At 65.1% G+C, this 12,602-nt stretch carries 10 protein-coding genes; 4 read left to right on the top strand and 6 right to left on the bottom strand.

From position 1 onward, the window contains the following. Positions 1-14: 14 nt before the first annotated feature. The 6 genes from ubiA to recG all read right to left on the bottom strand — a co-directional run bounded on the left by ubiA (position 15) and on the right by recG (position 7,299). A complete protein-coding gene (gene ubiA / locus OKW40_RS19140; protein ID WP_429407393.1) occupies positions 15-878 on the bottom strand; it encodes a 4-hydroxybenzoate octaprenyltransferase in 864 nt (287 codons plus the stop codon). 233 nt (positions 879-1,111) lie between these two features. After that, a complete protein-coding gene (locus OKW40_RS19135) occupies positions 1,112-1,609 on the bottom strand; it encodes a Dps family protein (RefSeq protein ID WP_184034504.1) in 498 nt (165 codons plus the stop codon). A 153-nt stretch (positions 1,610-1,762) separates the two neighbouring features. Then, on the bottom strand, positions 1,763-1,927 hold the full coding sequence (locus tag OKW40_RS19130) for a hypothetical protein (RefSeq protein ID WP_184034506.1): 165 nt from the start codon (positions 1,925-1,927) through the stop codon (positions 1,763-1,765). Positions 1,928-2,034: 107 nt separating this feature from the next. Beyond that, on the bottom strand, positions 2,035-3,489 hold the full coding sequence (locus OKW40_RS19125; protein ID WP_429490989.1) for a catalase: 1,455 nt from the start codon (positions 3,487-3,489) through the stop codon (positions 2,035-2,037). Between the two features lie 411 nt (positions 3,490-3,900). Continuing rightward, complete coding sequence (locus OKW40_RS19120; RefSeq protein WP_184055574.1) at positions 3,901-4,860, bottom strand: LysR substrate-binding domain-containing protein; 960 nt, start codon at positions 4,858-4,860, stop codon at positions 3,901-3,903. Between the two features lie 102 nt (positions 4,861-4,962). Beyond that, a complete protein-coding gene (gene recG / locus OKW40_RS19115; RefSeq protein WP_429490988.1) occupies positions 4,963-7,299 on the bottom strand; it encodes an ATP-dependent DNA helicase RecG in 2,337 nt (778 codons plus the stop codon). A 189-nt stretch (positions 7,300-7,488) separates the two neighbouring features. Here recG and queA point away from each other — a divergent pair, with 189 nt between their 5' ends. The 4 genes from queA to secD all read left to right on the top strand — a co-directional run bounded on the left by queA (position 7,489) and on the right by secD (position 12,587). After that, positions 7,489-8,547 (top strand): tRNA preQ1(34) S-adenosylmethionine ribosyltransferase-isomerase QueA, encoded by a 1,059-nt coding sequence (queA, locus tag OKW40_RS19110; RefSeq protein WP_429362359.1) that lies wholly within the window; start codon positions 7,489-7,491, stop codon positions 8,545-8,547. 114 nt (positions 8,548-8,661) lie between these two features. After that, positions 8,662-9,852: a tRNA guanosine(34) transglycosylase Tgt gene (gene tgt / locus OKW40_RS19105; protein WP_429490986.1), complete on the top strand. Its 1,191-nt coding sequence runs from the start codon at positions 8,662-8,664 to the stop codon at positions 9,850-9,852. Between the two features lie 195 nt (positions 9,853-10,047). Next, positions 10,048-10,377, top strand: a complete 330-nt coding sequence (gene yajC / locus OKW40_RS19100; RefSeq protein WP_184034524.1) for a preprotein translocase subunit YajC — start codon at positions 10,048-10,050, stop codon at positions 10,375-10,377. Between the two features lie 116 nt (positions 10,378-10,493). Further along, complete coding sequence (secD, locus tag OKW40_RS19095; RefSeq protein WP_429490984.1) at positions 10,494-12,587, top strand: protein translocase subunit SecD; 2,094 nt, start codon at positions 10,494-10,496, stop codon at positions 12,585-12,587. The last annotated feature ends 15 nt before the right edge of the window (positions 12,588-12,602 follow it).

The following is a 12,602-nucleotide window of genomic DNA, read 5'->3' as shown; positions in this document are numbered from 1 at the left end:
AGCGCTGACGCGAATTAAAACGAAGCCACCACGTAATGCGCGGCGATCCCCGCGAACAACGCGCCGCCGAGCCAGTTGTTGTGACGGAACGCGGCAAAGCACGGCATGCGCTCGCGATGGCGGATCAGCGTGTAGTGATAGATCGCGCAACCCACCGCGACCGCCCAGCCGAGCCAGTACAGCGGACCAAACCCGAGCGTCACGCCGATGCCGACGTAAATCCCGAGCGTCACCGCATAGCACAGCATGACCGCGGCCACGTCGAAACGGCCGAACGTCAGCGCCGACGTCCGGATGCCGATCTTGATGTCGTCGTCGCGATCGACCATCGCGTATTCGGTGTCGTACGCAACGGCCCAGAAGATATTCGCGACCAGCATCGCCCACGCGAGCAGCGGCACGTGATCCTGCACAGCGGCGAACGCCATCGGAATACCGAAGCCGAACGCGATGCCCAGATACGCCTGCGGAATCGCGAAGAAGCGCTTCACGAACGGATACGTGCCCGCGACGAACAGCGCGACCACCGACAACTCTTTGGTCAATGCATTGAGCGGCTGAATCAGTAGAAACGCGACCAGCGACAGCACGGTTGCCAACACGACCGCTTCCCACGCATTGATCTTGCCGGACGTGATCGGCCGGTTTTCGGTGCGCTTCACGTGACGGTCGAAATCGCGGTCCGCGTAGTCGTTGATCGCGCAGCCGGCCGAGCGCATCAGCACCGTGCCGAGCGTGAAGATCACCAGCAATTGCCACGACGGATGACCGCCGGACGCGATCCACAGTGCGTTGAGCGTCGGCCACAGCAGCAGCAGGCTGCCGATCGGCTTGTCCATGCGCACGAGGCGCAGATACAGGGGAAGTCGGGCGAACATGGGACGAATTCGGTGAAGTGCGAACACGGTGCGCCTATTTTACGGGAAGCGCACGGCGGCCCAGGATTCGCGCGACCGCGTATCGAAGTGCCACGCGCTCGAATCTGTGCGTCGTGCGGCAGCGGCGCAAAAAACAAAGCCTCCCGTGCAGGGAGGCTTGTGCGTTTTTAGCACGGCGCGCGCGATGCCGGCGCCGGCATCGGACTCGACTCGACCGGCTCAGCTGCGCCAAATCAGGCGAGCAGCGAGCGCAGCATCCATGCGGTCTTTTCGTGTGTCTGCATGCGTTGCGTGAGCAGGTCGGCGGTCGGCTCGTCGTTGGCGGCTTCCGTCGACGGGAAAATCGCGCGCGCGGTGCGCACCACGGCTTCCTGACCTTCGACCAGCTGACGGATCATGTCTTCCGCGGCCGGCACGCCGTCCGCTTCGGGGATCGACGACAGCTTCGCGAAATCCTTGTAGCTGCCCGGCGCATGCACGCCCAATGCACGGATGCGTTCGGCGATCGAGTCGACCGCGAGCGCGAGTTCGTTGTACTGCGTTTCGAACATCAGGTGCAGCGTATTGAACATCGGACCCGTGACGTTCCAGTGGAAGTTGTGGGTCTTCAGGTACAGCGTGTAGGTGTCGGCGAGCAGACGCGACAGCCCTTCGGCGATCTTCTTGCGATCCTTGTCGCTGATCCCGATGTTGACGTGCTGTACTGCTGCGGCCGCTTCTTTCTTGGCCATGATGACTCCTTTGAAGAGTGATACGAACCGGTCGGCAGATGACGGTCAGCGAAAACACGAATAAAACGTTCGACAGTGTAGCGTGAATGCCGCAAGGTTTGCGCAACGCGTGCCCGAGAGCCTTGCTGCGCAGCCATTCTGGCGGTACTGCGCTCAGCCGCCCAGCGCGTGTTGCAACGCCTGCGCGGCGATTACCGCAAAGCCGCTCGCGACGATCGCAAAGCCCAGCGCCTTGCGAAACATCAACGCCTGCCATTGCGCCTGCATGCTCGGCGCGGCGGCCCGACCGCCAATGCTCGCCATCATCATCCTTATCATGATCGTACTCCGGGTTCGTCTCGTGACGGACCGCAGCAATGCGCCGCGCCGTCGATGACTTTGCCAATGCTTTGCCACTGCTTTACCATCCGCCGCGTATATGACGCCTAGCGGTTCCCGCCTTCCCGCAACGCGGCGAGCGCTGCGATCACACCTTCCGCGTAAGCCGGATCGGCGCGGCGGAAATGCTCGATTTGACGCGCGACGATCTCCTGCGGCACGCCGTCGATATGTCGCGCGATATTGCCGAACAGACGCTCACGTTGCGCGTCGTCGAACAGCGCGAACAGCATGCGCGGCTGCGTGTAGTAGTCGTCGTCCTCGCGATGCTCGTAACGCGCGACCGCGCCCGCCGCGAGCGGCGGCTCGGACGCGTTCGCGTCCTGCACGAAGTCGCCGAAGCGATTCGGCTCGTAATTCACGTTGCCGCCGCGATTGCCGTCGGTGCGCAGCGCGCCATCACGATGAAACGAATGCGGGTTCGGCACGCGAGGCGCATTCACCGGAATCTGGTGATGATTGATGCCGAGCCGGTAACGCTGCGTATCGCCGTACGAGAACAGCCGCCCCTGCAACAGACGGTCCGGCGAAAATCCGATGCCCGGCACCACGTTCGCCGGCGTGAACGCCGCCTGCTCGACGTCCGCGAAATAGTTCGCCGCGTTGCGATTCAGTTCGAGCGTGCCGACGTCGATCAACGGATAGTCCTTCTGCGACCACACCTTCGTGATGTCGAACGGATTGAAGCGGTAGTTCGCCGCATCCGCTTCCGGCATCACCTGAATTGCGAAGCGCCACTTCGGAAAGTTGCCCGCGTCGATGCTGTTCACCAGATCGCGCTGCGCGCTTTCGCGGTCATTGGCGATTACCTGCGCGGCATCGGCGTCGGTGAAGTTCTCGATGCCTTGCAGCGACTTGAAATGGAACTTGACCCAAAAACGCTCGTTGCTCGCGTTGATGAACGAGTACGTGTGCGAGCCGAAGCCGTGCATCTGCCGGTAGTTCTTCGGAATGCCGCGATCGCTCATCAGAATCGTCACCTGATGCAGCGACTCCGGATGACTCGACCAGAAATCCCACGCGGCGACGTTGCTGCGCAGATTCGTGTACGGATCACGCTTCTGCGTATGAATGAAGTCCGGAAACTTGAGCGGATCGCGAATGAAGAACACTGGCGTGTTGTTGCCGACCACGTCCCAGTTGCCTTCCTCGGTGTAGAACTTGATCGAGAAGCCGCGCACGTCGCGCTCGGCGTCGGCCGCGCCACGCTCGCCGGCCACCGTCGAAAAGCGCATGAAAAGCGGCGTTTCCTGGCCGACCTGCGCAAATACCTTCGCCTTCGTGTAGCGCGAAATGTCGTGCGTCACCGTCAGCGTGCCAAACGCGCCCGAACCCTTCGCGTGAACGCGCCTCTCGGGAATCACTTCGCGATCGAAGTGCGCGAGCTTTTCGAGCAGCCAGACGTCCTGCAGCACCACGGGGCCACGCGGGCCGGCGGTCATCGAGTTCTGGTTATCGGCGACGGGCGCGCCGGCGGCATTGGTGAGCTTACGTTCGGACATGGGCACTCCTGCGTGGTTTCTATCGAATCGGGGGAAAAGCATGCGGCATCCGTGCGCGACGGACGCCGTCACGGGTAGGCACGTCAGGCGGCCAGCACCCGATCGGCCAGCAACGACACGGCGACCGTACGGATACTCGGCGCGGCGGCCGTCGTGGCCGGTTGCGCGGGAAAAGGGTGGATGGGCTGTGAAGGCGCTTGCATGGTGTTTTCCTCCTGGCTTGTCTCGCGCCCCGACTCGGAGTCCGGGCGCTGAGCCTTATCGAATAAAGGGATCGGGCGATCCGTGGAGGAAACTATAGCAACATCTATCGAATAGTCGTATTTGATTAATTTAATCTATTCGATAGGGCTTGCGCCCTTTTTGCGGCAGGCCGCACCGGTGTCCGGCGCGGCTGCGGATGATGGCGAGTCAGTTGACGGCGGCGGGCAGATCGAGCTTTTTGACGCCCGGCAGGTCGCACGCGGCGATTGCGTCGCAGATCGCGTCGATCGCGGGCATGCGCGTGAAGCTCTTGCGCCATGCCAGTACGACGCGGCGATCGGGCACCGGCTCGTCGAACGCGACATAGCTGAGCAGGCCCGCGTCGATACCGCCCGCATGTGGCTTGACCTCGTGCACCGACATGCGCGGCAGCACGGTAATGCCGACGCCGCTTGCGACCATATGACGAATCGTTTCGAGCGACGAGCCCTCGAAGGTCTTCTGGATGCCGTCGGCGTTCTGCGAAAAGCGCATCAGCTCGGGACACACGCCGAGCACGTGATCGCGGAAGCAGTGCCCGCTGCCGAGCAGCAGCATGGTTTCCTGCTTCAGGTCGTCGGGGTCGATCTTCGGGCGGCTTTCCCATGCGTGGCCGGACGGCAGCGCGACGACGAACGGCTCGTCGTACAGCGGACGCAGCATCAGCCCGGTTTCGGGAAACGGCAGCGCCATGATCGCCACGTCGATTTCGCCCTGCTTGAGCAGCTCGATCAGCTTCAGCGTGTAGTTTTCCTGCAGCATCAGCGGCATTTGCGGCACGCGCCGGATCATCTGCTTGACGAGCGTCGGCAGCAGGTACGGCCCGATCGTATAGATCACGCCGAGGCGCAGCGGACCCAGCAGCGGGTCCTTGCCCTGCTTGGCGATTTCCTTGATCGCGAGCGTCTGCTCGAGCACGCGTTGCGCCTGCGTAACGATCTGTTCGCCGATCGGCGTCACGCTGACCTCGCTGGTTCCGCGCTCGAAAATCTGCACGTTCAGCTCGTCTTCGAGCTTCTTGATGGCGACGGACAGCGTGGGCTGGCTGACGAAACACGCTTCGGCGGCACGGCCGAAGTGCCGCTCGCGGGCCACCGCCACGATGTATTTCAATTCGGTGAGCGTCATTCGGGGATCAATCAGTCTGATGGATTCGATAGGTTCTAGTTATACACCTATAGGGTCGGTTCGCCAACTTTTTAGCCGTAGTGCTTGCGGCGGGGACGGCGCTCAGGCCTTCAGATACTGCTCGCGCGCGCCGAGCCAGCGCGCCAGATGCTGAATGACCACGTCCGGATATTGGTCGAGCAGCGTCGCGGCGGCTTCGCGCGCCGGCTCGATGAGGTGCTGATCGTTCTGCAGGTCGGCGAAACGCAGCATCGCGGCGCCTGACTGCCGCGCGCCGAGGAACTCGCCTGGCCCGCGGATTTCGAGGTCGCGGCGGGCGATCTCGAAGCCGTCGGTGGTTTCGCGCATCGTTTGCAAGCGCGCGCGGGCGGTCATCGACAGCGGTCCGGTGTAGAGCAGCACGCAGACCGACGCGGCGCTGCCGCGCCCCACGCGTCCGCGCAACTGATGCAGCTGCGCGAGACCGAAGCGCTCCGCATGCTCGATCACCATCAACGATGCGTTCGGCACGTCGACGCCGACTTCGATCACCGTGGTCGCGACCAGCAGCTGGATCTCGTTGCGCGAGAACGCGTCCATCACCGTGGCCTTTTCGGCGGCCGCGAGGCGCCCGTGCACCAGCCCGACCTTCAGCTCGGGCAGCGCGGCCACCAGCGTCTCGTAGGTCTCGACCGCGGTTTGCAACTGCAGGGTCTCGCTTTCCTCGATCAGCGGACACACCCAGTACACCTGGCGCCCCGTCAACGCCGCCTCGCGCACGCGGCCGATCACCTCTTCGCGGCGCGCGTCGGACACGAGCTTCGTGAGGATCGGGGTGCGGCCGGGCGGCAGTTCGTCGATCGTGGAGACGTCGAGGTCCGCGTAGTAGGTCATGGCGAGCGTGCGCGGAATCGGCGTCGCGGACATCATGAGTTGATGCGGCTGGAAGTCGGCCGCGCCGTCGGCGGCGCCCTGCGCCTTCGCGCGCAACGCGAGCCGTTGCGCGACGCCGAAGCGATGCTGCTCGTCGACGATCACGAGTCCGAGGCGCGCGAACTCGACCGCGTCCTGAATGATCGCGTGCGTGCCGATCACGAGCTGCGCGGTGCCGAGCGCGGCCGCTTCGATCGCGGCGCGCTTCTCCTTCGTCTTCAGACTGCCCGCGAGCCACGCGACATTCACGCCGAGCGGCTCGAGCCAGCCGCGCAATTTGCGCGCGTGCTGCTCGGTGAGAATTTCGGTCGGCGCCATCAGCGCGGCCTGGTAGCCGGCGTCGATCGCCTGCGCGGCGGCGAGCGCCGCGACGATCGTCTTGCCGCTGCCGACGTCGCCCTGCAACAGCCGCTGCATCGGATGCGGCTGCGTCAGATCGAGCGCGATCTCGCCGCCGACGCGCTGCTGCGCGGCCGTCAGCGAAAACGGCAGCGCCTTCAGCAGCCGCGCGACCAGCGCCGATTCGTCGCCGAGCTTGCGGCGCGGCATGGCCGGCGCGGCGCGCGTGCGCCGCTCGTCGTGCGCGCGCTTCAGCGACATCTGCTGCGCGAGCAGCTCCTCGAACTTGATGCGCACCCAGGCCGGATGCGTGCCGTCGATCAGCGCCGTTTCGTCCGACTGCGGGCCCGGATGATGCAGCGTGCGCACCGCGTCCATCAGCGCCGGCACGCCGAGCGGTTCGAGAAACGCGCGCGCGACCGGCGCGGGCAGCAACTCCGGCAGCGACGTGCGCGCGAGCGCGTTGTCGATCGCCTTGCGCAGATACGCCTGCGATACGCCCGCGGTGCTCGGATAGACCGGCGTCAGCGCCTGCGGCAGCGGCGTGTCTTCATCGACGACGCGCACGGTCGGATGCACCATCTCCATGCCGAAGAAGCCGCCCCGGACGTCGCCGCGCACGCGCAGGCGCGCGCCGGGCGCCATCTGCTTGACCTGCGAGCCGTAGAAATTCAGAAAGCGCAGCACGAGTTCGTCGCCGTCGGCGTCGCGCAGCTTCACGAGCAGCTGCCGGCGCGGGCGATAGGCGATCTCATTGTCGAACACCACGCCTTCGGTTTGCGCGATGCCGCCGGGCAGCAAGTGACCGATCGGCGTCAGCGTGGTTTCGTCTTCGTAGCGCATCGGCAGATGCAGCACGAGGTCGATGTCGCGTGTGAGGCCGAGTTTGGCGAGCTTGTCGGCGGTTTTGACCGGGGCTTTGGCGGCGGCTTTTGCCGCGCCTTTGGTTTTGGCGGCGGGTTTGTCGTCGCTCGCGTGGTCGGCGGCGAATTGATCCGGCGGGTCGCCCGCGTGGCCGCCGGGCTTGTCGCCGTCGCGCCCGAGATCGTGGCCAGCGGCCATCATGCCGCCTTGTGCGCCCGCTTGCGCCGCATCCCGCTCCCCCGCCTCCGCCCGCGCACCGCGGCGCCGCGGTTCGGCGCCCGCTTCGAGGGTGGCAACGGACGATCGGCGGTCGGACAAAGGCATAGGCTGCTTCGCAAGTACAATATCGGGTGCTGTCGAAAAGAAGTCGTGCCGCCCTTCGCGCGTCCAGCGTAGGCAGGATGCGGCACAAAGCGCGCGGGCCGCTTCGGCGTCCCGCCATCATAGCCGCCCGGCTCCGGCTTCGGCTCAATTCAGTCCCAAGTCAGTCCCAACCCGCTTCCAGTCGTTCGCATGTTTACGCTTTCCGATTTCGATTTCGATCTGCCGCCCGAGCTGATCGCGCAAGTCGCGCTGCCCGAGCGCAGCGCAAGCCGTCTGCTCGACGTGGACGCCGCAGGCGCCGCCGACGGCGCCGCGCGCCTGATCGACCGCCGCTTCACCGAACTGCCCGAGTGCCTCGCGCCGGGCGATCTGCTCGTCTTCAACGATACCAAAGTGCTGAAGGCGCGCTTCTTCGGCCAGAAGTCGAGCGGCGGCAAGATCGAAGTGCTGGTCGAGCGCCTGACTGGCGAGCGCAGCGCGCTCGCGCAGATCCGGGCGAGCAAGAGCCCGCAGGCGGGCACGACGATCCGTCTCGCGGATGCGTTCGACGTCACCGTCGGCGAGCGCGTCGATCAGTTCTACACGCTGCATTTCCCCGACGACTGCCTGACGATGATCGAGCAGTACGGCCGTCTGCCGCTGCCGCCGTACATCGAGCACGACCCCGACGCGACCGACGAAACCCGCTATCAGACCGTATTCGCGCAGAACCCGGGCGCGGTCGCCGCGCCGACCGCCGGCCTGCACTTCGACGACACGCTGCTCGCCCGCCTCGACGCCCTCGGCATCGACCGCGCGACGCTGACGCTGCACGTCGGCGCGGGCACGTTTCAGCCGGTGCGCGTCGAAAACATCGCCGAGCACAAGATGCACAGCGAGTGGTATCACCTGCCGCAAGCGCTCGCGGACAAGATCGCCGCGACCAAAGCGCGCGGCAACCGCGTGATCGCGGTCGGCACGACGTCGCTGCGCGCGCTCGAAGCCGCCGCGCGCGACGCCGAAGCCGCCGGCCATCCGCTCGGCGCGGCGAGCGCGGAAACCGACATCTTCATCACGCCGGGCTACCGGTTCCGCGTGGTCGACCGGCTGGTCACGAACTTCCATTTGCCGAAATCTACGCTGTTGATGCTGGTGTCGGCGTTCGCGGGCGTCGAGACGATTCGCGCCGCGTACCGTCATGCGATCGACGAGCGCTATCGTTTTTTCAGCTACGGTGACGCGATGCTGCTCACGCGGCGCGATGCATGAGCCGGTTCGAGCACTGCTTCAGCGTATTGGCAGTCTTCCTAGCCGCCGCGATCCCTCGTGGCGGTTTTCATTGATTGCGCCGGACTGTTTTCCGGTCGCCCAGGAGTGATCCCCATGACCCTTGGTCATCCCTCGCAACAGCCTGCCCACGAGCGCCCGGAGAATGGCCTCAAATTCGAACTGCTCGGCACCGACGGCCTTGCGCGCCGCGGCCGCGTCACGCTCAATCACGGCGTGGTGGAGACACCGATCTTCATGCCGGTCGGCACCTACGGCACCGTGAAGGCGGTCCAGCCGCGCGAGCTCGACGAAATGCACGCGCAGATCATCCTCGGCAATACGTTTCACCTGTGGCTGCGACCCGGCCTCGAAACCATCGAGGCGCACGGCGGCCTGCACGGCTTCATGGGCTGGAAGAAGCCGATCCTGACCGACTCGGGCGGCTTCCAGGTGTTCTCGCTCGGCGATCTGCGCAAGATCACCGAGGACGGCGTCACGTTCGCGTCGCCGATCAACGGCGACCGGCTGTTCCTGTCGCCGGAAGTGTCGATGCAGATCCAGAAGGTGCTGAACTCGGACATCGTGATGCAGTTCGACGAATGCACGCCGTACGCCACCAACAACATCCCGACCTCGCACAAGGAAGCCGCCGAATCGATGCGCATGTCGATGCGCTGGGCGCAACGCTCGATCGACGAATTCGAGCGCCTCGGCAATCCGAATGCGCTGTTCGGCATCGTGCAGGGCGGCATGTTCGAGGATCTGCGCGACGAGTCGCTCGCCGGCCTCGCGCAGAAGAACTTCCACGGCCTCGCGATCGGCGGTCTGTCGGTCGGCGAGCCGAAGGAAGACATGATGCGGATCCTGAACCACATCGGCCCCAAGCTGCCGGCCGACAAGCCGCACTACCTGATGGGCGTCGGCACGCCGGAAGACCTGGTGGCCGGCGTCGCGGCCGGCGTCGACATGTTCGACTGCGTGATGCCCACGCGCAACGCGCGCAACGGCTGGCTCTTCACGCGTTTCGGCGACATCAAGATCCGCAACGCGACGCACAGGAACTCGCTGCGCCCGCTCGACGAGCAATGCGGCTGCTACACCTGCCGCAACTTCACGCGCGGCTATCTGCACCACCTGCATCGCGTCGGCGAAATTCTCGGCGCGCAGCTGAACACGATCCACAACCTGCATTACTACCTGGAACTGATGCAGGAAATGCGCGATGCGATCGAGGCGAAACTGTTCGAGACATTCCGCAAGCGTTTCCACGAAGACCGCGCGCGCGGCGTCGAACCGTCGTCCTGACGGCCCGCCGCATGGATTGCGCATGCCGCACGCGGACAACTTACAATTTACTTTCGCCGGCCGCTGAATTTGCCCCGAATCGGACCTTTAAACGGTTGATCGCAAAGCCGATTCGCCGCGCCGGCGCGCGTGTGGCCGGTGGTAGAATAATCGGCTGATTTTTTTGATCGTTTGACTGATAACGGAGAGACCAACGTGTCGTTCATTTCCAATGCCTTCGCGCAAGGCGCAGCAGCAGGTGGTATCGAATCGAACCTGATGAGCTTCCTGCCGCTGATCCTGATGTTCGGCGTACTGTACTTCATCATGATTCGCCCGCAAATGAAGCGTCAGAAGGAACATCGCAACATGCTCGCAGCGATGGCCAGGGGCGATGAAGTCGTGACGAACGGCGGCATCGTCGGCAAGGTGACGAAGGTGGGCGAAGCCTACGTCGGCATCGAAATCTCGGAAGGCACGGAAGTCACCGTGCAAAAGGCGTCGGTCACGACAATTCTCCCGAAGGGCACGATCAAGTCGCTGTAAGGCCTGCACTCCCCGCGTCCGGTGCGGCCTCGCCGGCGGTTCAGGCAGTTCGCTGAACGGCCCGCGCTCATCGCCGGACGCATCGCATCCAAGCCAACCTTCCCGTTGGACCACTCATGAATCGCTACCCCCTCTGGAAATACGCCGTGATGCTGGTGGCTCTGGTCATCGGCCTCGTGTACACGCTGCCCAATCTGTACGGCGAAGCGCCGGCGGTGCAGGTGTCGAGCGGCAAGGCCACGGTCAGACTCGACGCCGCCACGCTAGCGTCGATCGAAGCCGCGCTCGCGGCCAATCTCATCAAGCCGACCGCAATCACGTTCGACAACTCGCAGAACAACGCGAACATCCGCGTGCGCCTGACGAACACGGACACGCAGTTGCGCGTGAAAGACCTGCTGCAGAAGTCGCTCAATAGCGACCCGAACGATCCGCAGTACGTCGTCGCACTGAACCTGCAAAGCGCGTCGCCGACCTGGATGACCGCGCTGCGCGCGCTGCCGATGTACCTCGGTCTCGACCTGCGCGGCGGTGTGCACTTCCTGCTGCAGGTCGACATGGCCGGCGCGCTGAACAAGAAGCTCGACTCGGACGCCTCGGACGTGCGCACGCTGCTGCGCGACAACAACGTGCGCGACGGCGGCGTGAATCGCGTGAACCAGTCGGTGGTGGTGAATCTGGCCGACCAGGCCACGGCGGACGCGGCACTCAAGCTGCTCGGCCGCAGCGTCAGCGAACTGCAGTGGGCGTCGCAGCCGAACACCGGCCCGGACGGCGGCGTGCAGCTCGTCGGCACCTTTACGCCGGCCGTGCAGCGCGAGGTGCAGGACGCCGCGCTCAAGCAGAACATCACGACGCTGCATAACCGCGTGAACGAACTCGGCGTGGCCGAGCCGGTGATCCAGCAACAGGGCACGGACCGCATCGTCGTCGAGCTGCCGGGCGTGCAGGACACCGCGAAGGCGAAGGACATCATCGGCCGTACGGCGACGCTCGAAGCGCGCCTCGCCGATCCGGTCAACACGCACCCGAACCCGAACGACCCGGTGCCGCCGGGCGATGAACTCTTCACGCAAGGCAACCAGACGCCGGTGCTGCTGCGCAAGCAGGTGATCTTCACCGGCGACCGCATCATCGACGCGTCGGCGGGCTTCGACGAGCATCAGCGTCCGTCGGTCAATATCCGTCTCGACTCGGCCGGCGGCCGCGCGGTGCGCGCGGTATCGCGCGACAACATCGGCAAGCCAATGGCGATGGTGCTGTTCGAGCACGGCAAGGGCGAAGTGCTGACCGTCGCGACGATTCAGTCGGAACTGGGCGACCGCTTCCAGATCACCGGCCAGCCGACCCCGCAAGCGGCCGCCGACCTCGCGCTGCTGCTGCGCGCCGGTTCGCTCGCCGCGCCGATGGAAATCATCGAGGAACGCACGATCGGCCCGAGCCTCGGCGCCGACAATATCAAGAAGGGCTTCCACTCGGTCGTGTGGGGCTTCGCGGCCATCGCCGTATTCATGAGCGCGTACTACATGCTGTTCGGCGTGATCTCGATGGTCGGCCTGTCCGTGAACCTGCTGCTGCTGGTCGCGGTGCTGTCGATGCTGCAGGCCACGCTCACGCTGCCGGGTATCGCCGCTATCGCGCTCGCGCTCGGTATGGCGATCGACGCGAACGTGCTGATCAACGAGCGCGTGCGCGAGGAACTGCGCCACGGCGCGCCGCCGCAACTGGCCATCCAGAACGGCTACGCGCATGCATGGGCGACGATTCTCGACTCGAACGTGACCACGCTGATCGCCGGCCTCGCGCTGCTCGCGTTCGGCTCCGGTCCGGTGCGCGGCTTCGCGATCGTCCACTGTATCGGCATTCTGACGTCGATGTTCTCGGCGGTGTTCTTCTCGCGCGGCCTGGTCAACTTCTGGTACGGCGGCAAGAAGAAGCTGAAGTCGCTGTCGATCGGCCAGGTGTGGCGTCCGCAAACGGCAGCGGCAGGCTCGGCCGCGTATGCCGGCAACACCCTCGGCGGCAGCGACGCCGCGACCGACACCGCGCAGGCCATCGCCACGGCGAAGGCGAGCGCGAAGGCAAGCTCGAAGGCACCGGCCGCGGCCGGCGCGAAGGGTCGCGCGAAGCCGACCGTGCGCCGCCGCAATGCGCCGGGCACGCCGACGTCGAATGACTCGACGCGGCAAAAACCGGGTTCATCCCGCTGAGTCCCGGAGAACAAG

The organism is Paraburkholderia sp. RAU6.4a, from assembly GCF_050435625.1.
In the GTDB taxonomy this organism is placed as follows: domain Bacteria; phylum Pseudomonadota; class Gammaproteobacteria; order Burkholderiales; family Burkholderiaceae; genus Paraburkholderia; species Paraburkholderia tuberum.
Note: the sequence above shows the minus strand (reverse complement) of the source record. Positions and strands in the feature narration are given on the sequence as shown.

Bases quoted from the DNA above. Each gene is read 5' to 3' on its own strand.
- tgt (WP_429490986.1), top strand. From the start codon at position 8,662: ATGACCCTTGGTCATCCCTCGCAACAGCCTGCCCACGAGCGCCCGGAG.
- OKW40_RS19120 (WP_184055574.1), bottom strand. From the start codon at position 4,860: ATGACGCTCACCGAATTGAAATACATCGTGGCGGTGGCCCGCGAGCGG.
- queA (WP_429362359.1), top strand. From the start codon at position 7,489: ATGTTTACGCTTTCCGATTTCGATTTCGATCTGCCGCCCGAGCTGATC.
- OKW40_RS19135 (WP_184034504.1), bottom strand. From the start codon at position 1,609: ATGGCCAAGAAAGAAGCGGCCGCAGCAGTACAGCACGTCAACATCGGG.
- OKW40_RS19125 (WP_429490989.1), bottom strand. From the start codon at position 3,489: ATGTCCGAACGTAAGCTCACCAATGCCGCCGGCGCGCCCGTCGCCGAT.
- ubiA (WP_429407393.1), bottom strand. From the start codon at position 878: ATGTTCGCCCGACTTCCCCTGTATCTGCGCCTCGTGCGCATGGACAAG.
- secD (WP_429490984.1), top strand. From the start codon at position 10,494: ATGAATCGCTACCCCCTCTGGAAATACGCCGTGATGCTGGTGGCTCTG.
- recG (WP_429490988.1), bottom strand. From the start codon at position 7,299: ATGCCTTTGTCCGACCGCCGATCGTCCGTTGCCACCCTCGAAGCGGGC.
- OKW40_RS19130 (WP_184034506.1), bottom strand. From the start codon at position 1,927: ATGATAAGGATGATGATGGCGAGCATTGGCGGTCGGGCCGCCGCGCCG.